The following is a 23,048-nucleotide window of genomic DNA, read 5'->3' on the forward strand; positions in this document are numbered from 1 at the left end:
CGGCTTGTCAATTTCCGGTCTTTTCTGATTCCGTCGTTCCTGGTTCCGCTTTCGCGGCCCCATTTCCGGCGGGCGTTGCTATTTCATCAGATCCAGCCGATTTGTCAAAACCAGCCATTCCGACCCACCGCGGAGTACGGGCATGGAAAACCAGACCCGTTGATCGTTAGTGGTTTCCCCTCGGGCCGGCCACCGAAAAATCGGCGTCCCGCTCTCCGTGGGGCGAAGAGAACAGTATGCCCACGCCGACCGGACGTCAAACCGGCTGGCGCAAGAAGTCGCAACGTGTCGCGATTCCCGGTACCGCGGCGTTGCTCGCGCGCGATGGATGGCCTGGTCAGGCGGGTAGAAACGGCATCGCTTCCCCACTTTGTCCCTGTTTGGTAACGACGAAGCAGGAGATTCGGGTGCGGTCGAGCTCAGGGCTTGGCTACGAGACCGCCTATGAAGAGCACCCCTTCGGCGAACACCCAGATGAAGGCCGCGACGGTAAGGAGGGCGTCGAGCCGGTCATAGCTGCGACGTACAGAAGGAAGAGCCCATGCCGTGAGGGCGATCGCTACGGCCAGGCAGGCAGGACCCGCGGAGAGGCGGACGGCGATGTCGAAGTCGGCGCCACACGCCGGGTCATGCTCGTCGGCATCGCCGCAGAAGGCCGCGTCGCCCCAGCCGCCGAGGGCCGAGAAACCCCACAGCATGGCCAGGACGGCGTTGGCGATCGTGGGAATGGCCGGTGAGATCCACCAGCCGTTCGAACGCCCGGGCATGGCCTGCACGATCGGAACGTACCTCGCGGTCAGGGGGCCCGGGAAGCCCGTTTGCGCCTAAGTGATGTCCTTGGACTCGTGCAGGAGCAGGTCCATGGCGATCGCGGTCACGACAGCCATCGTGCGCAGCGGTTCCGGCACCGGATCGGAGATCTCCACCGCATACCGGTCGGCGGTGGTCAGCAGGTGGGTGGCCACACCCGCCCACTTCTTCTGGACGTGCGCCACCTGGTTGCCATCGAGGTCCTTCACGGTGAAGTTACGCCGCGGCACGTCGCCCACGACCTCACCAAAGCGTTTGTCATCGGCGTCGCGCAACGAGTAGAGCCGACCCACACGCTCAGTACGGAAGGCCCCGATGACCTCGCCGTCGGGGCGCCGTACCGCCGTGAACATCCTGCCCATGGCCTTGTCCACGTGCAGGAGGGGCTCACCCTCGGGCGTGGCCAGTTCCACGGCGCGCGCGTCCATCTCGGATTTGCCCGGGAAGACCGCCTTCAGTGACTCTCCACGCGAACGGACCTTGATCTCGGCGCCGACCGCGAGGAGCGTGCCGTCGCCGTCCAGCACCTTGTACTGCGTCTTGGAGAACGGACCCTTGCGGGGTTGCTCAACCCTGAGAACCGGGGAATTGAAGAGATCGCTCACCCGGCGATCCTGCCAAGCTCCGGCGGTGCGCGAAAGTGCCTTGCGGCCTCAGTTATGTCAGTGGGTTGAGATCCGGCAGGTCCTTGCCCTCGTACAACATCAGATCCAGCGCGATCGGCGCCGCCACGACAAGTACGCGCAGGGGATCCGGCAGCGGATGGAAGAATTCCACGGCATAACGATCCGCAGTGGTCAGGACCTCGGTCGCCGCGCCCTTCCACTTCTTGTCGACCTGCGCGACGTGCGCGCCGACACCGTCCAGCACCTTGAATTTCCGGGCGAGCTTGTTGCCCTCCAACCTGCCGACGGGACGTTCGGCCGCGTCCAGCACCAGGTAACGCCACTTGTAGCCGTCCGCCCGAATCGACCCGATCAACGCGCCGTTCGGAGCGCTGACCCAGGTCGCCAACGTGCCCTTCGGCCGTTCGATCACCAGGAGCACACCGCCCTGCGCGTTCTCCACCTGAACCATGCGCCGGTCGTCACCGTCGCCGAACAACGCTCGCGTCGCCTGGCGGTGCAGCGGTACGGAACGTTCCGACGCCTTGGCCAGGAGAGCGCCGTGGCCGTCGGAGATCGTGTACTGCGACTTGGCCGAGGGGATGCGGCGCGGTTGCTCGACCTTCAAGACCGGGGAGTTGAAGAGATCGCTCACGTGTCCTCATGCTCTGTAGGGAAGCGGCGCCTGACCAACGGCAACTGACCACCAGCGCCGCAAGATCCGCAGGCCAGAACCCAAGCCTGGGGCCTACCCCAAGCCGGAGGCAAGAGACCAACTGCGGGGCCAGGACCAAACCAAACCCGCCTCCAAGCCCCTCAGCAAGCCACGCGCCAAGCGCACCAGGCCAGGAGGACGCCCATGGGGCCAACGCCCGCTGCAGTGACACACGAGACCGCTAGCGAAGGTGCCTGCGCAGGCCCACCGCGACGTACGTACGACCGACGTCGGCCATCAAGGCGAATCCTGAGCCACCTACGCATGCAAAAGGGGCGGTCCCCGTAGGGAACCGCCCCTTTCATGCGTGCGGAGTCGTACGGCTAGGACCCGATCAGAAGTCCATGCCGCCGGCGCCGTCCGGCATGGCCGGAGCAGGGTTCTTCTCCGGCTTCTCAGCGATGACGGCCTCGGTGGTGAGGAACAGAGCCGCGATCGACGATGCGTTCTGCAGCGCCGAACGGGTCACCTTGGCCGGGTCGAGGATGCCGGTCTCGAACATGTTGACGTACTCGCCGGTCGCGGCGTTGAGGCCTTCACCTGGGGTCAGGTTACGGACCTTCTCCACCACGACGCCGCCCTCAAGGCCGGCGTTCACAGCGATCTGCTTGAGGGGCTCCTCCAGCGCGCGCTTGACGATCGCGGCACCGGTGGCCTCGTCGCCCGTCAGCTCGAGCTTGTCGAACGCCGGAGCGCCGGCCTGAATCAGCGCCACGCCACCGCCGGGGACGATGCCCTCTTCGACGGCCGCCTTCGCGTTGCGAACGGCGTCCTCGATGCGGTGCTTGCGCTCCTTCAGCTCGACCTCGGTCGCCGCGCCGGCCTTGATGACGGCGACGCCGCCGGCCAGCTTGGCGAGGCGCTCCTGGAGCTTCTCGCGGTCGTAGTCGGAGTCGGTGTTGTCGATCTCGGTACGGATCTGGTTGACCCGGCCCGCGATCTCGTTGGCGTCACCGGCACCGTCGACGATCGTGGTCTCGTCCTTGGACACCACGATCTTCCGCGCCCGGCCCAGCATGTCGAGCGTGGTGCCCTCCAGCTTGAGGCCGACGTCCTCGCTGATGACCTGGCCGCCGGTCAGCGTGGCGATGTCGCCCAGCATGGCCTTGCGGCGGTCACCGAAGCCCGGGGCCTTGACGGCCACGGACTTGAAGATGCCACGGATCTTGTTGACGACCAGGGTGGCCAGGGCCTCGCCCTCGACGTCCTCGGCGATGATCAGCAGCGGCTTGCCGGACTGCATGACGCCCTCGAGGACGGGCAGCAGGTCCTTGTTGGCCGAGACCTTGCCCTGAACGATCAGGATGAACGGGTCCTCGAGGACCGCTTCCATCCGCTCGGGGTCGGTCACGAAGTAAGGCGAGATGTAGCCCTTGTCGAAGCGCATGCCCTCGGTGAGCTCGAGCTCGAGCCCGAAGGTGTTGCTCTCCTCGACGGTGATGACGCCTTCCTTGCCGACCTTGTCCATCGCCTCGGCGATCATCTCGCCGATCTGCGGGTCGCCGGCGGAGATGGAGGCCGTGGAAGCGATCTGCTCCTTGGTCTCCACGTCCTTGGCGAGCTTGGACAGCTCCTCGCTCACGCGCTCCACCGCAGCCTCGATGCCCCGCTTGAGGGACATCGGGTTGGCGCCGGCGGCCACGTTGCGCAGGCCCTCACGGACCAGCGCCTGAGCAAGGACGGTCGCCGTCGTCGTGCCGTCACCGGCGACGTCGTCGGTCTTCTTGGCGACTTCCTTGACGAGCTCGGCCCCGATCTTCTCCCACGGGTCCTCGAGCTCGATCTCCTTGGCGATCGATACACCGTCGTTGGTGATCGTGGGGGCGCCCCACTTCTTCTCCAGAACGACGTTGCGGCCCTTGGGCCCAAGGGTGACCTTCACGGCATCAGCGAGCTGGTTCATGCCGCGCTCAAGGCCGCGGCGGGCCTCCTCGTCGAACGCGATCATCTTTGCAGCCATAGGCTCCAGTCCTCCCGGAACAAGGTGGCTATGACGGATCGAGCCGACGCCCGCGACGGACGGCCCCACCTCGAACGGCTTCCATTCCGCCGCCGAGAACAAGGCCTCATCGCCCCGACCCAGACTGTGGGATTGTCACTCTCCACAGGCGAGTGCCAACCGTTTTTTAGCACTCTACCCTGCCGAGTGCAAGCGTCGAACATCCTCGTCCAGGTCAGGCCGATCTACCTGCCCGAAACCGTCCCCACCTGGGACAAACCCTCCCGTACCCCCGCGAGGCGTGCTCCGCTGACCGCCGCTGTAGGTGACCGTAATCCGCCGTTCACGGAACAATCGCGGAACAGACCCCCGCCGGTCGGGCGACCAAGCACCCGCTTGTTCCGTGTGTTCCGTGAGGCCCTGCCCTGGGCTGCCAAGACCGGCCTCGATCCGCTTGTTCATCAGGTCCCGGTCCCCGTCGATGCAGTGCGCGTAAGTGCTCTGGAGCATCGCCACCGAGTGACCCGCCCGAGCCGCCACTTCGATCTCGCTCACCCCGCTACGCAGCCACAACGACAGACAAGCGTGCCGAAGATCGTAGGGACGTTCCGCTAGCGGCGTGGCGAGCTGGGCCGGGGTGAGTGCATGAGCACGTGCCCGGCGCCACACCGATTCATAGCTCACCGGCGCCAGTCTGTTGCCCCGCTGACTGCGGAACAGCAGACCGCCGTCACCAGCCCCGAACTCCTCGATATGAGCCCGAAGGATCGTGACCAGTTCCGGGCAGGCGGGGACAGGCCGCTGAGTCCCTTCCGCACGAGACTTGAGGCCGCGTTGCTCGTGGTAACGCCCGTCATCAGTCCAGTTCTTGCCCGCCGCCGGGCTGGACCCTGCCAGCCTCAGCAGTCCCCACCCAGAGCGAGGAAGGTCGCAGTCTTCCTCCGCCAGGTCGACTACCTCAGACGGCCGGAGCCCCGCGAAGTACATGCAGGCGAAGAAGGCGTACAGGTGACGGCCAACCTGGGGGGCGACGACCAGCACCGCCGCCAGCAGGGCACGAGCTTGATCGGGATTGGGCACCTGTCGGGGGGCGACTTCGACCACAGTTTCCGGAGGCTTCCAGTCCACCTCGTTGAGGGGGTTCGCTTCGAAGACCTTCTTTTTCTTGGTGGCCCAGTCCATGCAGGTCCAGAACACCCCGTCGCGGCGTTTGGTCGAATTGGCCGCCGCCTTGCTGCCATCGAGATTGATCGCGATTCCTTTGAGCGCGCTTTCCAGGACCTCGGTATCCACCAGCTCAGCGAGAGGCAGCGACTTCCTCTCGATCCATTCCAGCGCTGCCGAAATCTCCGGAGGCGGTGTTTCCTTCTCCATCCGCACTTTGTTGAAGGCCCACGCCGCAAGCGCTCTAACCAGGCAGAAGGTACCCCGCTCGGCCCGCTGCTGTCACGACTATCAAGCAGCGCAGGGCCAGGCAGCACGCTCCGTGAGCGTGAGTTGAACCCTTACACGGATGCCAACACCGACGTTCAGGCACGAGCTTGCTCCACGCGCCCGCCGACGCAATTACAGCCGCCAATTCTCCAGGACTCGCCGCCTCCACCAGACGCGGCCAAGAGCCATGACCAACCAGAGCCCACCACCGGAATGTGTGGACTCCGAACCACAGGAACGCACGCGGAACCGTTGCCTCAGAGCAACAACAGCGGCCGCAATCTCATCTGCATCGAGACCCGCGCTCATGGCCTGGCGCCACCAGCACCCGACTGTTCCCCCTGGCGGAGAAACATGGCGATACGCCGGGCGGCTCCGTCGATGTCAGACACAGGATGACTGTTGTCCACCCGCCACCAGGTGAAGCGGGGACCATTCATCACCACATAGGCGGACACGCCCCTTGGAGTGGTGACCGTGAGCCCTGGAATCGCGTCCCGGAGCTGGACCACGATCCCACGCTGAGCCAGCGCCTTGCACAGCTCGCCCAGCAACCAGAGTTCATGATCCCCCTTGACCCCGTTCATCACGCCGCCTCCGCCCGGCCGGAGCCACCGCAGTCCAGGCAGTCACACACCCGGACAGGGATCCGGCCGTCCTCAACCTCGCTGATCACGTGCAGGCGCCGAGAGTTACGCAGCTTCTTGCCCCGCCCTCCGCACGATGGGCAGTGGCTTTCTCGGGTTGACTCGTTCTCTCCGAGATGGGGGGTCACCGGTCGTGCCTCCTGGTCACCAAGGTCAGCCGTGATCGGATGACGTACGGTTTGCTGTCAGGAAGACAACCAGTCACCAAGTTCCCGCTGGACCGCCAAACCGGCCCCTTTTCGCCCCTTTTTCTCGACGAGGCAAGGTCGAATGTCGGACACGATCCCCAACGTGCAGCTCATCTCGTGGCGCGAGGCGAACTACCCGACTCGCCGGGACATGGCCGATGCGCTATGCCGCACGCCGACAGCCATCGAGAAGGGGATCGTCTGCGACGAGGAACGCATCCGGCGATGGGAACGAGGCGAGGTCCTCTGGCCGCACCCGCCCTACCGCAAGGCTCTCCAGGAGTTGAGCGGCCGGACCGCCGAGCAGTTCGGTTTCGTGCCTCCCTCCAAGCAGCGGGAACGGCAAACCTTGCTGGAAGGCCGGGTGATCCCCGCCGAGGCCATGCGGGCAGAGGCCGCCTTGTTCGACACGATGGAGTTGGCCCGCCTGACCGAGGTCTCCGCCATCGGAGCTGGCACCCTGGAGATCATTGAGGAGGCGGTTGACCTCCTCTGCCGCGCTTACCCCGTAACGGACGCTGCCGTCCTGCGTGACCGCACGAAGCGCCGCATGAAGTTCGTTCTCGATCTGCTGAAGGGCCCGCTCACTTTCGAGCAGCAGCGGGAGATACTCGTTCAGGCCGGATGGCTGTCGGCCCTCCTGGGCTGTCTGCACTACGACCTCGGGCAGCGGGAACAGGCCGAGGTGGCACGCCAGACCGCCTACCAGATGGGCAAGCAGACCGGGCACGGCGAACTCATGGGCTGGGCGTATGAGATGTCTGCATGGTTCGGACTCGTTGAAGGCTGCTACGAGGACGTACTAGACGCCGCCCAGCGAGGGCAGCAGTTCTCAGGCAACAGCAACGCCACGGTCCAACTCACGCTGAAAGAGGCTCAGGCGTACTCCCGACTCGGGACCAGCTTCCGCACCGAAACCCGAGAGGCCCTGGAACGAGGCGCCCAAGTCCTCAACCGCCTCCCCACGCCGTCACGGCCAGATCACCACTTTGTGTTCGACCACTCCAAGTGGGTGTTCTACGCCTCCACGATCTACACCAGCCAAGGCGACGACGAACGCGCCGAGGAGTACTCGCAAGAGGTCCTCACCCGCCACGACAGGCCAGACGGAACCAGCAACGCCCCCATGCGATCAGGTGACGCCAGGGTCAATCTCGCGATCGTCCACGCCCGCCGAGGAGATCTCGACGAAGCCGTCCGCCAGGGGCTAGCCGCGTTCGAGTACAACCGCCAGAACTACGACCTGGCCATGCGAGGACAGGATCTCGCCGAGGTCCTGGACGAGCGATACCCCGCCGAGCCACTCGCCGGACAGTTCTACGAACGACTCTTGGCCGCACGCGAGGCCCTGCGCACGTACCGCCCCGAGCAACTCACCTGACCCGCCAGCCTGCCGAATTCAGCTTTTAGGTATCAAGGGCGGCGGCGCTTCGCGCCACCGCACCGCCCGCCCGGCGACGCCGGGGCGGGCGTGCGGCCTGGGGGCCGGTCCCAACCCGGCGGGCCGAAGGCGGCCGCGCGAAAGCCACCGCCCCGGCCCGGCCGCCCGGCTGACGGCGGTCACGGGGTACGCGCCGCCGCCCCGGGCTCAGCTCATCGCGTACCGCAGTTTCGCCGCGAGTTCGACCCGAAGGTCTCGGGGCGCCGCGGCCTTGTCCGGGTTGGGTATCACCAGGTTGTCACCACAGAAGCGCGGGATCACGTGCACGTGGAGATGAGAGATCACTTGGTCAGGGGCGTCGTTGTTGTTGAGGACAGTGGTTCCCACAGCGCCGAACGCCGACGGAGCAGCGCGCGTCACCTGGGCTACCACGCTCACCACCTCCATGAGCAAGGCTGGCTCGACTGTGTACAACGTGGTTGCGTGCGCCATTGGGCAGACGAGCACGTGCCCAGGATTGGCGGGACGTTGTTTCTTGGCTACCGAAACGAAAACTCGATCAGTTCTGAAGGCGACGAGGTCAGCATCGGCCTCACCCGAACCCATCGCGCAGAAAGGGCAATCGCCGGTCATCCAAGCAGAGTCCCAGACTCGGCCGGGTGCGGAACATGCCTCCGGCGGGGCCTCTGACTCTGGGAAGCTCAGGTGGAGGCCTGTGCGGGGAGGTCGCTCCTATGGACGCCAGGGTCGTCATTTCCCTCAGGTCCAGTCACCGGGCGCGAACTGTCGCAACCAATCGCGGAATCGGGCACCGAACTCCTGTTCAGCGCGGTCGAGCATGCTGTCCGGGTCTTCCGGCGGCGCAAGCCCGAAGTTCTCCTCCAACCATTCGAGGTACGCGCTGTGGCCATCTGTGTGGCCGTCCTCGGTGTCGTAATAACCCTCGTCGGGACCTTCAAGGTCGAAGCTCTCACTGTCGAGAGCGAGGAGTTCGAACAGCTCCCGCAGGCCCCGCGCAACGACGTCGAGGTCGCCCTCGTCACCGAACCGGATCACAGGCAGCGTGGCGAGATCTTCCCGGTCGTCGCACTTCCACAGCGCGAAGAAGGATCCTGAAGTGCTGGCCTGAGCGAAAGGGATCAGCCGGTCGAGGAACTCCAAGTCGTGCGGATTTTTCAGGTCGAACCACTCGGCTAGCCCGGGATCGTAGCCGAAGTCCCGCAACTCGAACCCGCCCGAGTAGTAACCCGGGGACCGATCCTGGAGCTCTTTGAGGAGGTTCAGCTCACGAACGGGTGAGTACGCGTTGCTCATGGAAGCCCTCTCCGTGTGGCGTGATGATCTGGTGGTTCGGCATCTTGCCAGTGACTTCAAGTCTGGAGAACAAGATCCGGAATCGTGCCCGTTGCGTGCCCGTTGGCAGGGGGATCTACGGGGACTCACGGTCGCTTGCGGGAAGATCGGCCGGGGAGCGGAGGCCAGGGGATCGCCTGGTCAGCGATCATGTCCATGATCGGCTTTGCAAGGCGGGTGTCAGGACAGATCGACCGCTTCGCGGAACAATCGCGGAACGGGCGGCCCCGGTCGAGCACGGTGGGGACGCCCGTTCGCAGGTCAGAGGCTCAGTCGGCCTCCTCATGATCACTCCACCCTGCCGAGTGCAAGCGCCGAACATCCTCGTCCAGTTCAGGCCGATCTACCTACCCGAAACCGTCCCCACCTGGGACAAAGCCCTACGAACCCTGATAAAGACACCCTCTTCGATGCGCCCGGGCAGCTCAGGGAGGGGTGTGCCTGGCTTGCCGGCGCTGCCGCCACGTGAGCAGCTCTGGCACGGAACGCCGGGCAAACGCGGTGGGAGGAGACTCGAACAGCCTCGGATGACGCGGCTGTCTCAGATCGCACGGACGGAACCGGCCTCAGGTGGGTCGGACGGCTCCGGCACCTGCGGACTTGGGTGGCACGAAAATGTCAGATAGCTCGGACTGCGTCCGCCTGCGGGCCTCTGTCGATCTGCGTTATCTCGAACTCGACTCGCTGACCCTGTTCGAGGCTGCGGTAGCCGTCCATCTGGATGGCCGAGTAGTGGACGAACACATCCCGGCCACCGTCGACCGCGATGAAGCCGTACCGTTCCTAGGGACTGAGCATGGGTTGTGTGTGCTCGGCCGGACGCTCCGAACGGTGTTGGGTGTCCTGGTCTCCCGCGTTCGCGCCGCTTCCGGTCCCGGCCGATCGTGTCGGTGGTCCGGGGATGCGGGGGCGGGTTTCCTCACGGCCTCTGGCTCCTGGTCTGGCCTGGGCGGTCCGATGCCCCGCACGATCGCTCTGGTCGTGTGGGGGCGGTGCCGTCCGTCGCCGGATCGGGTGCGCGAGGGCGCGTCGCCCGATCGCGATGGCCGCGGCCTCGTGACGGGACGTCTTCCTGGTGGGTGTGCTGGTGGGCTGCTGCCAGTGCTGGGTGCCCCATTTGCTGGTGTAGGCCGGATCGACGGCCACGATTGCGATGCCGAGCTCGGCCGCCATCGACACCAGCCGGGCCCGTAGCCTGGCGACGGGCATGCCAGAGATCAGGTGCCGGAACTGTTTGCGGCGGCCGTGTTTCTCCCGGGTCTTGTCGGCGGTGAAGTCCAGGTCTTCTACCGCGATGGCGACGCCCTGGCGGTGAGCCCAGTGCAGCAGCCGGATCAGGGCGTGCCGCACCTGAGCGTCGCGGTGCTGGGCGGTGCCGGACAGGTCATAGCCGAACGTACGTGGCCGGCCGCACGGGTTGCCGTGCTCGTCCAGCCGCCATGCGGCCAGGTGGTCGGCGTTGGTGTCCACACCGATCAGGCCGCCTGCCCGCGCCGTGTCCAGCGGCACGGTCTGGACCGGCGGGATCGTCCAAGAGGCGGTCAGGTACCAGCGGCCCCGGCCGGTGTCGTGGTGGATGCGGTAGGCGACGGCCCGGTTCGCGGTCACGCGGTCGCGCCAGGCGTCGCCCCGGTGCCGAAACGACACCGTGCCGGTCAGCACGTACCGGCCGTGCGGGGCGTTGACCAGGTGACACAGCCGGGCCGGAAGCCTGATGGAGACCGCACCGTCCGGGGTGACGCGGATGGTCTCGTTCCCGAACCGCTTGCCTGATTCACCGTCGGCCTGCAGGAACCAGCGCGAGGCCTCCCACCGCTGCCGCCACTGGTCCTCGGTGAGCTGGGCGGCCTCCAGGTTGTGCCGGTTGCGCGCCAGCCGCTTACCGCCCCGCACCACCCGCACCCGCCCTGCTTGACGGTCAGCGCGTTCGGTCTGCAGCCGATCCCGGAGCAACTGCAGGCGGCGGGTCTTGACGAACCACTCCCGCCGTGACCGGTAACCGCCCGGCGCCCGTTTCGAACCGACCTCACCCAGCGGCAACGACAAGCGGTGCTCGATCGCCGCGATGCCGGCCTCAAGCGACTGGATGTGAGCCAGCTGGCAGCGCCACGCCAGGTTCCACTGGTCATGGGTGGCCTTGGTGATGCTCCCGGCCCACCGAGACGACGCTTCGGCGGTCAGAGCGCGTTTACGTTCAGCCCACTGGCCGGTGTCGTGATCGAGCCCGGCCGCACAGCGCGCCTTGAGGTCGGTTCCGGCCAACGACCCCAGATCCGCGCCCACCATGCGCAGGACGTCCTCGTCCAGCGGAGTGAGGTTCTTCAGCCGGTCCCGGATCGCTACCCCGGACGGCACCGGCGCCACAAAGCTCGGCGCGATCTCACGCAGATCAGCCATGCTCGGCCGCCTCCAACGCCTTCTGCGCCCGGTTACGGGCCGAGCGGCGGCCGTTCATCCCGGACCCGATCTCCGCTTCAACGCGCACCACATTGTGTCCGGCCTTGGCGGCCCACTCCGACAAGCGTGTGACCTGGCGCTCCAGGTCCGCCCTCTGGTCGTGCGAGGAGACGCGGGCATACAAACCCACGCCACCGATCACCTCTGGGGCAGCGGCCGCCTGGATGTTCACCAGGATCGTCCGCGAACCGACCCGCTGAGCGGGCACGGGAAGTGTCCCGTTGCGAAACCAGCGATACGCCGTATGAGGAGAAATCCCCTGCGCCCGCGCCCACTCAGTGAGATTCACAGTCACAGACTGTACGCAAAAGTAACCCTATGCACACTCAAACACACTTCCGGACAGGCAGTTCACCACCCCTTGTCGGCGTTGAACCACTTGACTGTGCCCTGAGCCATACCGAAACCTGCCGCTCGTCCGTGGCCCCGGCCACGGTCAACGCTTGCGGTCCTCGCCCCTTCGACCGCGAGGCCCGTCGACCAGCGCCCGTGTCTCCGTGACCCTCAGGGCCGCGGCGGGGTTCGACTCGGCGTGATCGGGCTCGACCATATATGTGACCTGATGCCGGTGACAGCCCTTACGACCGAAGACCTGACGGCCGGTAATGGTCACCATCGGACGCCCGTACGAGCGGCAGCACTTCCTCCTCAAGACGCCGCGACAAACGGAACCCGTAGCGCGTCTCCAGCCGGTCCCTCGCCCGCACATATCGGGCTGCGGCTTCCTCGAGGGAACGGGGAATGACCGCGATGCCGAGGGGCTCTAGGAGATGCCTGCTCATCTTGAGCAGTTCGCCTCGTACGCGGTCGGTCATGCCGCGGCGACGCTTGCTGACCAGCCACAACGACCAATCCCAGAAATGCGCGTCGACTGCGGCAAGAGTGTCGGGTCCGACCCGCCAGGGCGGATTGCAACTGCGCGCCACATCAGGAAAGATCAGGTCGACTTTGGTCGGCCCGCTGAAGATGAGCAGATAGCTCTCGTAATCACCGAGCGGGTCCCACTGGGCGGCGATCGGATCGTACGGAGAAACGAGCCCGGGCAGGTCCGCAGCCACCTGACCGAAGTCCTCGGCAGCGACATGAAAGTCCCAGTCCGACAACTCGGTCGCGTGGCCGCGCGCCCGGGACCCGATCAGCTCCACCTCGCTAACGCTGGGGTGAGCCAGCACGGCACCCGCGATGTCCTCCGCTATCCCCATGCGGGCGTCTTACCCGATCTATCAGGACAAAAGCACTCCCGCACGGTGCCAGTACCGGCCTAGCACGTTCTAGGAAGAGCGTCAGCCGCCGGCCACGGCGGGGATGATGGAGATCTGGGAGCCCTCGGGGGTCGGGGTGTCCAGGCCGTCGGCGAAGCGCACGTCCTCGTCGCCCACGTACACGTTGACGAAGCGGCGGATCTTACCGTTGTCGTCGAGGATACGGGCGGCGATTCCGGCGTAGCCGGCGTCCAGGTCGGCGACCACGGCGCGCAGGTTCTCGCCCTCGGCCTTCACCTCCGCCTCACCGCCGGTGTAGGTCCGCAGGATCGTCGGGATCCGCACAGAGACCGTGCTCATCTTCAGGAACTCCTCAACAGTTCGATCGGTATTTCAGGTGGCTTGCGGACCCGGCGCCGCCCCCAAGGCGGCGGCGCCGGGACGCGATGGAATGAGCAGAGGCCCGCCCCACCGTGGCGTCATCGCTCGCCTCAGGCGATGCCCGCGGCGCGGAAGGCCTCGAGGGACGGGGCGATGTTGGCGGTCGGCGCGACCACCGGCGCGATCGCGTCCAGGGTCTTGAGGCCGTCGCCGGAGTTGATGATCACGGTCTCGGCGGACGCGTCGAGCGCGCCGCTCTCGGTCAGCTTCTTGAGGGTGCCGACCGTGACGCCGCCCGCGGTCTCGCCGAAGATTCCCTCGGTGCGGGCCAGCAGCCGGATGCCCTCGACGACCTGCTCGTCGGTGACGTCCTCGATCGCGCCGCCGGTGCGCCGGACGATGTCGAGCACGTACGGGCCGTCGGCGGGGTTGCCGATCGCGAGGGACTTCGCGATGGTGTCCGGCTTGACCGGGCGTACGACGTCATGCCCGGCCTTGAACGCGGCGGACACCGGGTCACAGCCGGCGGCCTGCGCGCCGAACACCTTGTAGGGCTTGTCCTCGACCAGGCCGAGCTTGATGAACTCCTGGAACGCCTTGTCGATCTTGGTGAGCTGCGAGCCGGACGCGATCGGGATGACGATCTGGTCGGGCAGCCGCCAGCCGAGCTGCTCGGCGATCTCGTAGCCCAGGGTCTTGGAGCCCTCGGCGTAGTACGGCCGCACGTTGACGTTGACGAACGCCCAGTCTTCCTGCTCGCCCGCGATCTCCGAGGCGAGGCGGTTGACGTCGTCGTAGTTGCCGTCGACCGTCACGAACGTCCCGCCGTAGACCGCGGTCGTGATGATCTTCTGCGACTCCAGGTTGGACGGCACGAAGACCGCACTGCGGATGCCCGCGCGCGCCGCTGCCGCCGCCACCGCGTTCGCGAGGTTGCCGGTGGACGGGCAGGCCAGCACCTTGAAGCCCAGCTCGCGGGCGGCGGCCAGCGCCACCGCGACGACGCGGTCTTTGAACGAGTGGGTCGGGTTGCCGCTGTCGTCCTTCACCCACAGCCGCTGCAATCCGAGCGACTCCGCCAGGTGGTCGGCGCGCACCAGGCGCGTCAGGCCGGGCTCGGTGTTGGGGGTCTCCGCGACGTTCTCCGGAACAGGCAGCAGCCCGCGGTAGCGCCAGATGTTCTGGGGGCCCGCCTCGATCGAGGCGCGGGTCACATCGTCGAAGTCGTACTTGATCTCGAGTGGACCGAAACACTCCTCGCACGCGTAGTGCGGGCCGAGATCTCTGGTGTTGCCGCATTCGCGGCACACGAGAGCGGTAGCGGGTCCGAGGTTGGTGGCAGGCGTAAGTGCCATGAAAGCGAGGCCTTTCTCCCCATCTTCCCTGTGCCGCCTTGGTCACAGGCCGGAGTTGGCACCATTTCCTGGCCGGCCTCGCAGGATCGCGAGCGCACACAAGCCAGGTGGTTGCCGGGGCTTCGCAGGGCCGGTCCCTCCACCCCTCTGGATGAGCGTTATTCAGTTGTGTTTTCAAGCTGTGTGCGTGACTTTACCTGATCTGACCGGATGCCAGACAGCCGGATCTCACGAGATGAGACATTACCCGGGCACCGTCAAGATCACTCAACCCGGCAGGCCTTCCTCAGCACCCTGCGGCTTCCTCAGCGCCCTGCGGCTTGCTCAGCGCCCTGCGGCTTGTTCGGAGCCCTGCGGCTTTGTGTCCTCCTGGGTGGGGTCGAGGAAGACGTGGCGAACGATCGGCAGCCGCTCGTGGAGACGCTGGTCGATCTCACCGGCGATGTCCTCGGCCTCGTCGGCGCTGATGTCGTCCGAGAAGTGGACCTTGGCCGCCACCAGGAGATCATCTGGACCGAAGTGCATGGTCAGCAGCTCGTCGATGCCGTTCACACCCGGGGCCGAAATGATCTCGTCGCGGATCGCGCGCTGGTCGGCCGGATCCGCGGCCTGGCCGATGAGCAGCGACCGGCTGTCCCGGCCGAGCGTGAACGCGACCACGACCAGCAGCAGGCCGATCAAGATCGACGCGAGCCCGTCCCAGAACGACGAGCCGGTGACCTCCCGGAGCGTCAGCCCGGCGGCGGCGAGCGCGAGACCGATCATCGCCGCCGTGTCCTCGAAGAGCGCCGCCTTGAACGTGATGTCGGGCGTCCGCCGCACGTGCTCCACGAGGTCAAGGTCACGGTCGCTGTCGCGGACCTCCCGGCGTGCCTGCGTGTACGCGCGGATCCAGGAGCCGCCCTCCAGAACGGCCGCCAGCCCCAGCACCGCGAACGCCAGCCAGACCTGCTCGCCACCGTGCCCACGGCCGATGATCGTCAGAATGCCCTCGAAGATCGAATAGCCCGCCCCCGCCACGAAGATGCCGAACGCGGCGAGCAGCGACCAGAAATAGCGTTCATTCCCGTACCCGAACGGATGCCGCCGGTCCGGCGGCCGCGCGCTGCGCCGCAACGACGTCAGCAGGAACGCCTGATTGAGCGTGTCGCCGATCGAGTGCGCCCCCTCCGCCAACATCGCGGCCGAACCGGCGAGCGCCCCCGCCACCAGCTTGGTGACAGCGAGGATGAGGTTTGCCGCCCCAGCGACGAGCACCGTCTTCTTCGTCTCGGCCCTGCTCATTCGCACCGCCTACCCGCAAAACCTCCCGAGATGCCGAGGCCACCGCAACACGCAATGCCAGCGCGATGGCTCATTGCTGAGGAAGCCGGTTTTGGGCCGCGGCGGTGTGGCGAGTCGCCCCGCCGCGGCGGGGCGACTCGCCGCTCCCAAACCGGGGCCGCTACCTGCGGTGGCGGGGCCACTCGCCGATGTCACGTTGAGTTTCACCTGGGTCACTTTGATGTGGCTGGGCACCAACTGAGACCCTTCGGGTATGAGCCAAGTGCTGGTGGCGTCCAACCGTGGTCCGGTGTCGTTCTCCCTGTCCGACGACGGCTCGCTGACCATGCGGCGCGGCGGCGGCGGTCTCGTCTCCGGGTTGGCCGCGGTGACCGGCGGCCCGGGGCGGCCCGCGCCAGAGTCCTCGGCGGATGTGCTGTGGGTGTGCGCGGCCCTGGGCGAGGCCGACCGGGCCGCCGCGCGGCAGGCGCCGGACGGGCGGCTGGACGAAGCAGGCCATGACACGGGTGGCGCGGCCGTACGGATGCTCGACATCCCGGCAGCGACGTTCCATCGTGCCTACAACGCCGTCGCCAACTCGACCCTGTGGTTCGTTCACCACCTGCTGTACGACACCCCGCGCGCGCCGCACTTCGATGCTCGTTCACGCCGGGATTGGCAGTCGTACGAGGCGTACAACGCGGCGTTCGCCGACGCTCTGGCCCGCGACGCCGCGCAGGGAGCGAAGGCCGCGATCCAGGACTATCACCTGTCGCTGGCCCCGCGGATGCTCCGCGACCGCCGCCCTGACCTGAAAATCGTGCACTTCTCGCACACGCCCTGGGCGCCGCCGGAGTACTACAGGCTGCTGCCCGACGACATCGGCGCGCAGGTTCTGGAGGGGATCCTCGGCGCCGATCACGTCGGATTCCTCACGGAGCGATGGGCGATGGCGTTCCTCGACTGCTGCGAGCGTTTCCTGAGCGGTGTACGCGTCGACCGTGCCGCCCGTACGGTCACCTGCGCCGGGCATGTCACCCGGATCGGCGTCCATGGCCTGGGCATCGACGGCGAAGCGCTGCGCCGGCGCGCCGCCGAGCCGGACGTCGCCGCGCGAGCCGAGGCGCTGCGCGAGCAGGTCGGCGACCGGAAGCTGATCGTCCGTGTCGACCGGACCGAGCTCTCCAAGAACATCGTGCGCGGCCTCGCCGCGTACCGCGAGATGCTCACCAACCATCCGGAATGGCGAGGCCGGGTGGTGCACCTGGCTTTCGCCTACCCGTCGCGGCACGATCTGCCGGAGTACCGCGAGTACACGGCGGCGGTGCAGCGGATGGCCAAGCAGATCATCGACGAGTTCGGGACACCCGACTGGGAGCCGCTGATCCTGCAGGTGAACGACGACTTCCCGCGTTCCCTGGCGGCTTACGGGATGGCGGACGTGCTCCTGGTCAACCCGATCCGCGACGGCATGAACCTCGTCGCCAAAGAAGGCCCCGTGTTGTCGGAGCGGGGCTCGGCGCTGGTGCTGTCCCGCGAGGCCGGCGCGGCCTCGGAACTCGCCGAGGACGCGCTGATCATCAATCCGTTCGACGTCTCGCAGACCGCCGAGACCCTGCACCAGGCGCTCCTGATGCCGGAGGACGAACGCGCCGAACGCTGCGCCCGGCTGGCGGCCGCGGCGACCGCGCTCCCCCCGCAGCAGTGGTTCGGCGACCAGCTCGCCGCGCTCGACTGACCGAGCGTGGCGGGTCCAGGGCTTTCGGCAAGACGGCGCCTGCCGCCGAACCCGCCGCGAGGACTCAGGCCGGCGTGGGCGATTGCGTGGTGAGCAGGCACTCCACCGGCCCCGGCTCGTACCGGCGCTGCCAGCGGTCCCGCAGGTCCTGCTTGCGATGCGCCACCCGCCGATGCGTGGCCGTCTTGGCGAACCGCGCGAGCATGGCCGGGCCCGGGCGCGGCGCACCGCTGAGCGTGTAGCCGTACTCGGTCAGACGCTCACTGAGCACAGACTCGGCCAGGGCGATCTCCTCTGGTTCAAGGCGCTGGGCCCACGACCCCACCCGGCCCGACGTGACGGCGGTTTGTGTCAGGTTGTGCCACTTCTTCTGCGGCGGAACGGTCAGCCGGGCGATGTCCTGCGGCTGGGTCATCTCGGAATGGAAATCTTCGCCCAGGAACATGCAAAGCCGGGCCAGCTCGTCGGCCGGGTCCGCCACGAGCCGCTCGTACTGCAGTTCGTAGTAGGTGTCGGGCCCGAGCTTCGCCGCGTACCGCCGCCCGAAATCGATCGCCTCGCGCCACGCAGAGATCGCGTGGTGAATGTCAAGCTTGTACCAAGGCATCTCCTTGAGAGACGCGACGCAGTCCCGGCCGTCCCGGATGAGGTGCACGAACTGGGCGTTCGGCCACATCCGCAAGAGCGTGGGCACATGCTTGAAGTAGCTGGGCCGCTTGTCACCCCAGCGCGGCTTGTCGAACTTCCGGGCGTACGCACGGAACACGATGCCCAGCGCCGAGCCCATCGTCGGCGGACCCGCCACGATCTCCTCAACGACCTCCGCGGCGTCGAGCCCGAGATCCCTGAACTTGGTCTCCTTGCGGCCGGTGATCCACTCCGCGAGCGCACGCCTGTTGTCTCTGTCGCGGAGGTCACCGAAGTCGCACCGGGCCGAATACGCGGGGAGCAGGAACCGCGTCTCGGCCGGGATCGCGATCCGCTGATGGGAGTGCAGCATCAGCTGCAGCAGCGTCGTCCCCGACCGGGGGCATCCGATGACAAAGATCGGCCGGTCGGATTGGAAAGCCATGCCTGAGGACATGCACGGAATGCTTGCCGACCCACCCATGCGACACATTGCGCCTAGCCGCACGCTTGCTGAGGCATTACCGATGCTTGACGGCCACCGGACGCCCCATACCAACCCTGTACGAAGCTCCCCGATCCGGCGCTGCGCCCCAACCGACGCCGCGCCGGCGCCGCACAGACCAGACCGATGCCCGCGCTCAACCAGAGTTCGCCATGGCCGACCTCCCGGTCGACACGGCGCGCAAAGATTTCTTTGCACCGGGACACTTTGCACCCAGGACACGGCGCCACCGCGTTCACCAGCGGCGACGCCGTGATCGGCGCGATCGGCGTGTCGGACACGGCTAGCCCAAGCGACCAGCACCCAGCCGGTCCCGTGGGAACGCCGCGTCAGGTGTAGGACTCGCCGAGAGTCTGGCGGACCTGCTTGCGGGCCTCGTGGATACGCGACTTGACCGTGCCGAGGGGCAGTTTGAGCTGCTCGGCGATCTCCGCGTACTCCAGTTGCGACACGTCGCGCAGGACCAGGGCCTGGATGAGGTCCGGCTTGCGGGCCTCCAGGTCCTCCATCGCGTCGAGGATGTCGACCCTCGATCCCGCGATGACGCTTGTACGCCGCGGGTCAGGCCGCTGCTGGGGCAACTCGCCCGCCTGCTCGACCGAACGGCGCTTCAGCGACCGGTAGGTCGAACGCGCCGAGTTGGCCACCACCACATGCAGCCAGGTGCTGAACCTGGACCGCCCTTCGAACCTGTGGATGTTCCGAGCCACCTGCAGGAGCGCGTCCTGGCAGGCCTCCTCCGCGTCCTGCCTGCACGGCAGGAAGCGTGAGCTGTGTCTCATCACATCAGGCTCAATCTTACGCAGAAGTTCGTTGAGGGCCGCCTGATCCCCCTGGGCCGCCTTGACGGCCAGTTCTTCGGTCCGCTCGTCGAATGCCATCGCCGCGCCTCATGCTCGTTCGCACACACACCCCGTTTGTTGGGCATGATACGGGAGTGTCCTTCCCACCAACGGTCGGCCGTTACCGAATCGATCGCGTCCTGGGGTCCGGGGCGTTTGCCTCAGTGTGGCTGGGGCACGACGACGCGCTGGAAGCCCAGGTCGCGATCAAGGTGCTGTCCGGAAGCCTCATCGACGACCTCGACGTGCGCAATCGTTTCCTGGAGGAGGCGCGGATCCTGCGCCGCGCCGACTCGGAACGCCTTGTTCGCGTCCACGACATCGGCGAGCTACCAGACGGACGCCCTTACTTCGTGATGTCGTACGCCGATCGCGGTACGCTCGCCGACCGGATGAGGGAACGGCCACTTCCGGTCTACGACGCCCTTGTCCTCGCCGAGGAAATCGCGTACGGCGTCGAGGTGATCAACGCCCTCGGCGTGATCCACCGCGATCTGAAGCCCTCCAACGTGCTGTTCCAGTCCACCCGGGACGGCGGCGAGAAGCTCCTGATCGCCGATCTGGGCCTGGCCAAGGCCCTCGCCCACGCCTCCGGCGCGTTCACGCTGCCGGTCGGCACACCCGGCTACATGTCGCCCGAGCAGGCGCGGTTCGGCGGCGGGCTCGACGTGCGGGCCGACGTCTACGGGCTCGGCGCGCTCACGTACCACATGCTCACGGGCCGTCCCCCGGGACCTGCCCCGGTCAAGTCCCCGCCCAGCGCGCTTCGCGAGGGCATTCCGCCCGCGCTCGACCAGGTGATCCTCCGGGCCCTGGAGGTCGAACGGGAGAAGCGCTGGCCGACCGCCGAAGCCTTTGCCGAGGCCCTCTCCACGCTCCGGCCGACCATGCCGCCCGGAACGCCACACCCCATGCGGGCAGAGCCCCCGAGCCTGGACTCGACCATCCAGGACGAGTACGTGGGCCCCCAACGACCCGCGTCGCCCGGCGAGTCCAGGCGCCCCGTGGCCGGAGCCGGCCAGGTCACGCCTGGTCAGGCGCCTCCTGCAGCCGACCGTCCCCAACCCGGCGCTGGTGCTCCGGCTGGCCCAGGTCCGGCCGGCACCGGGCAGCCAGGGTCTCCACGTCCCGGAGCCCCACAGCCAGGCGCCCCACAGCCAGGCGCAGCACAGCCAGGCGCAGCACAGCCAGGCGCGCCCTACCCGGGCGGAGCCCAGCCTGGCGGCCCGCAGCAGGAGCGACCAGGACAGGCAGGCCAGTACGGCCCTCCTGGCGGCTACCCGGCTGAGCAGCAGCGCGGCGGCCGTCCTGTCCCGCCCGCGCCGGAGCAACCAGTAGCGCCTGGGCAACCTCGGGCACCTTTCCCGGTCGAACCGGAGCCGCCCACACGCGAGGACCGGACGGCGGCTGACGACGACATCCGCACCTCCGAGATGCGTGTGCCACCCCGTCCAGGCGACCGGCCGGGACCTCACGGGGGCGTCCCCGAGGACGAGAAGACGATCGTGGACCAGCCCGGCCCGGCGCGGCCTCCGGGTGGGGGCGGCCCGCAGTATGGCCCCGGAGAGCCTCCTGCGTCTCCTGATGACGACCGTACGGTGGCTGTCCCGCTACCTCCCACCTACCAGGCACCTCCTGGTCCGGGCCCGCAGATGCCGCCTGACGACGAAGACAAGACGACCGTTCTCCCGACCCCGCAGCCCCCGCATGGTGGAGGTCCTGGGTACCCACCGCCGCATGGTCACGCGCAGGGCCCGTTGCCCACGGGGTTCCAGCCGCCGCGACCGGGTGGCGAGCAGCCGCCGCGACCGCCGGGCGGCCCGATGGGGAGGCTCAAGAACGTCCGCCTTCCCGGGCGGTCAGGCGGGACCGGTGGTCCGGCGGGCGCCAGGGCCGGAGCCGGCGACCGCAAGCAGAACAAGCTCATGACACCGATGATCATCGCCGCGATCGTGCTCTCCATCGCGCTGGTCGGCGGTCTTCTGCTCGGCACGCTGTTCAACGACGGCGGCGGAGGTGGCGGCGGTGGCGGGAACGGTCAACCTAAGCAGCCCGGCCTCCCGCAGGACTTCGTCCAGATCGCCGACCCGTCCGGCAAGATCAGGCTGGCGGCGCCCAATGCCTGGCCGCTCCAGTCGGCGGAGCGCACCTGGAGCACCTCGGTCGCCGCGCTGAACGACTCCAAGGCCCGGCCCGTCCTGCGCGCGACCCCGAGCGCCGCCGCGTTCAAGGGCGACGGAACGAGCCCGGGTGTCTTCGTGGGCCTGACCACCGACACGGCCGCCGGGAAACTGCCGCCGCCAAGACTCATCCGTCACACGCAGTGCACGAAGGGCGCCCAGGAGAACTACGTCTCTCCCGACAAGGCTCTCTCGGGCACGATCACCCGCTTCACGGCATGCAAGGTCGGCACGCCGTCCGTCACCGAAATCGGCCTGCGCGACAAGAGCGGCACGTTCGGCGCCTGGGTCCGGATCAAGGAAACGGACAACCGAAACCTCGCCAAGACCATCCTCGACAACCTCAAGCTCGCCGCCCCCGAGTGACCGGCTGAGCTCTTATTACGAGGGCGAGGGCGAGGTGACGCGACAACGTTGCCCGAACGCCATAGGCGCCGTGGCGTCAGGGGGCGTGGGCAGTCGCGTTCCGGGCGAGTAGAAGGCGGATGCGCCAACTGACGACCGCTCCGTGCCGCCGTCGGGCGGCAACGGCTGCGCGCCCTACGGCGTAGCCGGGCCGTATGGCTTAGCCGGGTCACCCGGGCTGGTCAGCCCCAACGCAAAACTCCTACAAAGGTTCGCCGTGGTCACTGCGTCCGCGGCTGTGGCCGCCTGCATACCGACGCGCCCTCGTAGGCGCCACGGCAGTGATGGCGGCGCCTATGGCCTGACAGTTGCATCGCGACAGGTTCCGATATATCGTTAATGCATCGCAACCGATCACTACAGAAGGAGAACTGCGATGCACTCCCGACACGAACGATTCAAGAACCCCGAAGAGCGTCCCCGCCGCGGCGATCCGTTCGGCCCCTGGGGCCAAGGCTTCGGCGGACCCGGATTCGGCCCTGGCCGGCACGGCGGTGGCCGCGGGCGCGGCAGGCGCACCCGGCGCGGCAACGTCCGGACTGCGCTGCTCGCCCTGCTGGCCGAACGGCCGATGCACGGGTACGAGATGATCCAGGAGCTGGACAACCGAACCGGCGGGGTCTGGCGGCCCAGCCCCGGCTCGGTCTACCCGACGCTCCAGATGATGGAGGACGAGAGCCTGGTCACCAGTGAGGAGCAGGGCGGCAAGCGCCTCTTCTCGTTGACCGACACAGGCCGCGAGGAGGCCTCCCAGCAGACCGTCGCCCCATGGGACGAGGTCACCGAGGCCGCGGGCGAGAACGCCCTGCGCGGTCGCGAGGCCATCGGACAGTTCATGGGCGCGCTGCACCAGGTCATGAACGTCGGCAGCGAAAGCCAGAAGGAACGCGCCCTGGACGTCGTCAACGACGCCCGCCGCCGCCTCTACGGAATCCTCGCCGATGACCCCGCAGCCGAGTAACCCCACCCCGGCCGCATCGTGATCACTCGACTCAGATCACGATGCGGCCCTTCCATTTCC

21 protein-coding genes and 1 riboswitch are annotated in these 23,048 nt (G+C 67.5%); of the genes, 4 read left to right on the top strand and 17 right to left on the bottom strand.

The features are described from left to right. Nucleotides 1–419 precede the first annotated feature (419 nt). From ACH34W_RS52185 to ACH34W_RS52210, 6 genes are all read right to left on the bottom strand, one after another. Nucleotides 420–767 (bottom strand): hypothetical protein, encoded by a 348-nt coding sequence (locus ACH34W_RS52185; RefSeq protein ID WP_395968745.1) that lies wholly within the window; start codon nucleotides 765–767, stop codon nucleotides 420–422. A 57-nt stretch (nucleotides 768–824) separates the two neighbouring features. After that, nucleotides 825–1,415 carry a phospholipid scramblase-related protein gene (locus ACH34W_RS52190; protein ID WP_395968746.1) on the bottom strand — a complete coding sequence of 197 codons (591 nt, stop codon included), beginning with the start codon at nucleotides 1,413–1,415 and terminating at the stop codon, nucleotides 825–827. Between the two features lie 52 nt (nucleotides 1,416–1,467). Continuing rightward, the gene (locus ACH34W_RS52195) at nucleotides 1,468–2,070 is read right to left on the bottom strand and encodes a phospholipid scramblase-related protein (RefSeq protein ID WP_395968747.1); all 603 of its coding nucleotides are present in this window, start codon (nucleotides 2,068–2,070) and stop codon (nucleotides 1,468–1,470) included. Nucleotides 2,071–2,464: 394 nt separating this feature from the next. Next, on the bottom strand, nucleotides 2,465–4,090 hold the full coding sequence (gene groL, locus ACH34W_RS52200) for a chaperonin GroEL (protein ID WP_395968748.1): 1,626 nt from the start codon (nucleotides 4,088–4,090) through the stop codon (nucleotides 2,465–2,467). 174 nt (nucleotides 4,091–4,264) lie between these two features. Continuing rightward, complete coding sequence (locus tag ACH34W_RS52205; protein ID WP_395968749.1) at nucleotides 4,265–5,443, bottom strand: tyrosine-type recombinase/integrase; 1,179 nt, start codon at nucleotides 5,441–5,443, stop codon at nucleotides 4,265–4,267. Between the two features lie 365 nt (nucleotides 5,444–5,808). Continuing rightward, nucleotides 5,809–6,090: a hypothetical protein gene (locus ACH34W_RS52210; RefSeq protein ID WP_395968750.1), complete on the bottom strand. Its 282-nt coding sequence runs from the start codon at nucleotides 6,088–6,090 to the stop codon at nucleotides 5,809–5,811. Nucleotides 6,091–6,420: 330 nt separating this feature from the next. Between ACH34W_RS52210 and ACH34W_RS52215 the strand changes: the two genes are divergently transcribed. After that, on the top strand, nucleotides 6,421–7,719 hold the full coding sequence (locus ACH34W_RS52215; RefSeq protein WP_395968751.1) for a hypothetical protein: 1,299 nt from the start codon (nucleotides 6,421–6,423) through the stop codon (nucleotides 7,717–7,719). A gap of 207 nt (nucleotides 7,720–7,926) precedes the next feature. On the opposite strand, the gene ACH34W_RS52220 is transcribed toward ACH34W_RS52215, so the two are convergent. From ACH34W_RS52220 to ACH34W_RS52260, 9 genes are all read right to left on the bottom strand, one after another. Beyond that, nucleotides 7,927–8,352 (bottom strand): HIT family protein, encoded by a 426-nt coding sequence (locus tag ACH34W_RS52220; RefSeq protein WP_395968752.1) that lies wholly within the window; start codon nucleotides 8,350–8,352, stop codon nucleotides 7,927–7,929. 126 nt (nucleotides 8,353–8,478) lie between these two features. Then, nucleotides 8,479–9,033: a hypothetical protein gene (locus ACH34W_RS52225; protein WP_395968753.1), complete on the bottom strand. Its 555-nt coding sequence runs from the start codon at nucleotides 9,031–9,033 to the stop codon at nucleotides 8,479–8,481. A 657-nt stretch (nucleotides 9,034–9,690) separates the two neighbouring features. After that, nucleotides 9,691–9,840, bottom strand: coding sequence for a cold shock domain-containing protein (locus ACH34W_RS52230; protein WP_395968795.1), 150 nt, complete (start codon nucleotides 9,838–9,840; stop codon nucleotides 9,691–9,693). Nucleotides 9,841–9,855: 15 nt separating this feature from the next. Beyond that, a complete protein-coding gene (locus ACH34W_RS52235) occupies nucleotides 9,856–11,469 on the bottom strand; it encodes an IS200/IS605 family accessory protein TnpB-related protein (protein ID WP_395968754.1) in 1,614 nt (537 codons plus the stop codon). Further along, the gene (locus ACH34W_RS52240) at nucleotides 11,462–11,737 is read right to left on the bottom strand and encodes a recombinase family protein (protein ID WP_395968755.1); all 276 of its coding nucleotides are present in this window, start codon (nucleotides 11,735–11,737) and stop codon (nucleotides 11,462–11,464) included. Before ACH34W_RS52240 ends, ACH34W_RS52235 begins: the two co-directional genes overlap by 8 nt. Nucleotides 11,738–12,107: 370 nt before the next feature. Beyond that, a complete protein-coding gene (locus tag ACH34W_RS52245; protein WP_395968756.1) occupies nucleotides 12,108–12,731 on the bottom strand; it encodes a hypothetical protein in 624 nt (207 codons plus the stop codon). Between the two features lie 81 nt (nucleotides 12,732–12,812). Then, the gene (locus tag ACH34W_RS52250; RefSeq protein WP_151561740.1) at nucleotides 12,813–13,091 is read right to left on the bottom strand and encodes a MoaD/ThiS family protein; all 279 of its coding nucleotides are present in this window, start codon (nucleotides 13,089–13,091) and stop codon (nucleotides 12,813–12,815) included. A gap of 131 nt (nucleotides 13,092–13,222) precedes the next feature. Further along, nucleotides 13,223–14,467 (bottom strand): threonine synthase, encoded by a 1,245-nt coding sequence (thrC, locus tag ACH34W_RS52255; protein WP_395968757.1) that lies wholly within the window; start codon nucleotides 14,465–14,467, stop codon nucleotides 13,223–13,225. 16 nt (nucleotides 14,468–14,483) lie between these two features. Then, nucleotides 14,484–14,625: riboswitch (SAM riboswitch) on the bottom strand. A 166-nt stretch (nucleotides 14,626–14,791) separates the two neighbouring features. Continuing rightward, nucleotides 14,792–15,751, bottom strand: coding sequence for a cation diffusion facilitator family transporter (locus ACH34W_RS52260; protein WP_395968758.1), 960 nt, complete (start codon nucleotides 15,749–15,751; stop codon nucleotides 14,792–14,794). A gap of 253 nt (nucleotides 15,752–16,004) precedes the next feature. On the opposite strand from ACH34W_RS52260, the gene ACH34W_RS52265 reads away from it, so the two are divergent. Beyond that, nucleotides 16,005–17,468 carry a trehalose-6-phosphate synthase gene (locus tag ACH34W_RS52265; protein WP_395968759.1) on the top strand — a complete coding sequence of 488 codons (1,464 nt, stop codon included), beginning with the start codon at nucleotides 16,005–16,007 and terminating at the stop codon, nucleotides 17,466–17,468. Nucleotides 17,469–17,532: 64 nt separating this feature from the next. On the opposite strand, the gene ACH34W_RS52270 is transcribed toward ACH34W_RS52265, so the two are convergent. Further along, nucleotides 17,533–18,540 carry a sulfotransferase family protein gene (locus ACH34W_RS52270; RefSeq protein WP_395968760.1) on the bottom strand — a complete coding sequence of 336 codons (1,008 nt, stop codon included), beginning with the start codon at nucleotides 18,538–18,540 and terminating at the stop codon, nucleotides 17,533–17,535. Between the two features lie 389 nt (nucleotides 18,541–18,929). Continuing rightward, a complete protein-coding gene (locus tag ACH34W_RS52275; RefSeq protein WP_395968761.1) occupies nucleotides 18,930–19,481 on the bottom strand; it encodes an RNA polymerase sigma factor in 552 nt (183 codons plus the stop codon). 56 nt (nucleotides 19,482–19,537) lie between these two features. Between ACH34W_RS52275 and ACH34W_RS52280 the strand changes: the two genes are divergently transcribed. Further along, nucleotides 19,538–21,988: a serine/threonine protein kinase gene (locus ACH34W_RS52280; RefSeq protein WP_395968762.1), complete on the top strand. Its 2,451-nt coding sequence runs from the start codon at nucleotides 19,538–19,540 to the stop codon at nucleotides 21,986–21,988. A gap of 415 nt (nucleotides 21,989–22,403) precedes the next feature. Further along, nucleotides 22,404–22,988 carry a PadR family transcriptional regulator gene (locus ACH34W_RS52285; protein WP_395968763.1) on the top strand — a complete coding sequence of 195 codons (585 nt, stop codon included), beginning with the start codon at nucleotides 22,404–22,406 and terminating at the stop codon, nucleotides 22,986–22,988. Nucleotides 22,989–23,048 lie beyond the last annotated feature (60 nt).

Source organism: Actinomadura sp. 6N118 (assembly GCF_044326415.1).
In the GTDB taxonomy this organism is placed as follows: Bacteria; Actinomycetota; Actinomycetes; order Streptosporangiales; family Streptosporangiaceae; genus Spirillospora.

What these genes read in the sequence shown, in the direction of transcription:
- ACH34W_RS52185 (WP_395968745.1), bottom strand. Translation starts at nt 767, where the DNA reads ATGCCCGGGCGTTCGAACGGCTGGTGGATCTCACCGGCCATTCCCACG.
- groL (WP_395968748.1), bottom strand. Translation starts at nt 4,090, where the DNA reads ATGGCTGCAAAGATGATCGCGTTCGACGAGGAGGCCCGCCGCGGCCTT.
- ACH34W_RS52205 (WP_395968749.1), bottom strand. Translation starts at nt 5,443, where the DNA reads ATGGAGAAGGAAACACCGCCTCCGGAGATTTCGGCAGCGCTGGAATGG.
- ACH34W_RS52210 (WP_395968750.1), bottom strand. Translation starts at nt 6,090, where the DNA reads ATGAACGGGGTCAAGGGGGATCATGAACTCTGGTTGCTGGGCGAGCTG.
- ACH34W_RS52215 (WP_395968751.1), top strand. Translation starts at nt 6,421, where the DNA reads ATGTCGGACACGATCCCCAACGTGCAGCTCATCTCGTGGCGCGAGGCG.
- ACH34W_RS52220 (WP_395968752.1), bottom strand. Translation starts at nt 8,352, where the DNA reads ATGACCGGCGATTGCCCTTTCTGCGCGATGGGTTCGGGTGAGGCCGAT.
- ACH34W_RS52225 (WP_395968753.1), bottom strand. Translation starts at nt 9,033, where the DNA reads ATGAGCAACGCGTACTCACCCGTTCGTGAGCTGAACCTCCTCAAAGAG.
- ACH34W_RS52235 (WP_395968754.1), bottom strand. Translation starts at nt 11,469, where the DNA reads ATGGCTGATCTGCGTGAGATCGCGCCGAGCTTTGTGGCGCCGGTGCCG.
- ACH34W_RS52245 (WP_395968756.1), bottom strand. Translation starts at nt 12,731, where the DNA reads ATGGGGATAGCGGAGGACATCGCGGGTGCCGTGCTGGCTCACCCCAGC.
- ACH34W_RS52250 (WP_151561740.1), bottom strand. Translation starts at nt 13,091, where the DNA reads ATGAGCACGGTCTCTGTGCGGATCCCGACGATCCTGCGGACCTACACC.
- thrC (WP_395968757.1), bottom strand. Translation starts at nt 14,467, where the DNA reads ATGGCACTTACGCCTGCCACCAACCTCGGACCCGCTACCGCTCTCGTG.
- ACH34W_RS52260 (WP_395968758.1), bottom strand. Translation starts at nt 15,751, where the DNA reads ATGAGCAGGGCCGAGACGAAGAAGACGGTGCTCGTCGCTGGGGCGGCA.
- ACH34W_RS52265 (WP_395968759.1), top strand. Translation starts at nt 16,005, where the DNA reads ATGAGCCAAGTGCTGGTGGCGTCCAACCGTGGTCCGGTGTCGTTCTCC.
- ACH34W_RS52270 (WP_395968760.1), bottom strand. Translation starts at nt 18,540, where the DNA reads ATGGCTTTCCAATCCGACCGGCCGATCTTTGTCATCGGATGCCCCCGG.
- ACH34W_RS52275 (WP_395968761.1), bottom strand. Translation starts at nt 19,481, where the DNA reads ATGGCATTCGACGAGCGGACCGAAGAACTGGCCGTCAAGGCGGCCCAG.
- ACH34W_RS52285 (WP_395968763.1), top strand. Translation starts at nt 22,404, where the DNA reads ATGCACTCCCGACACGAACGATTCAAGAACCCCGAAGAGCGTCCCCGC.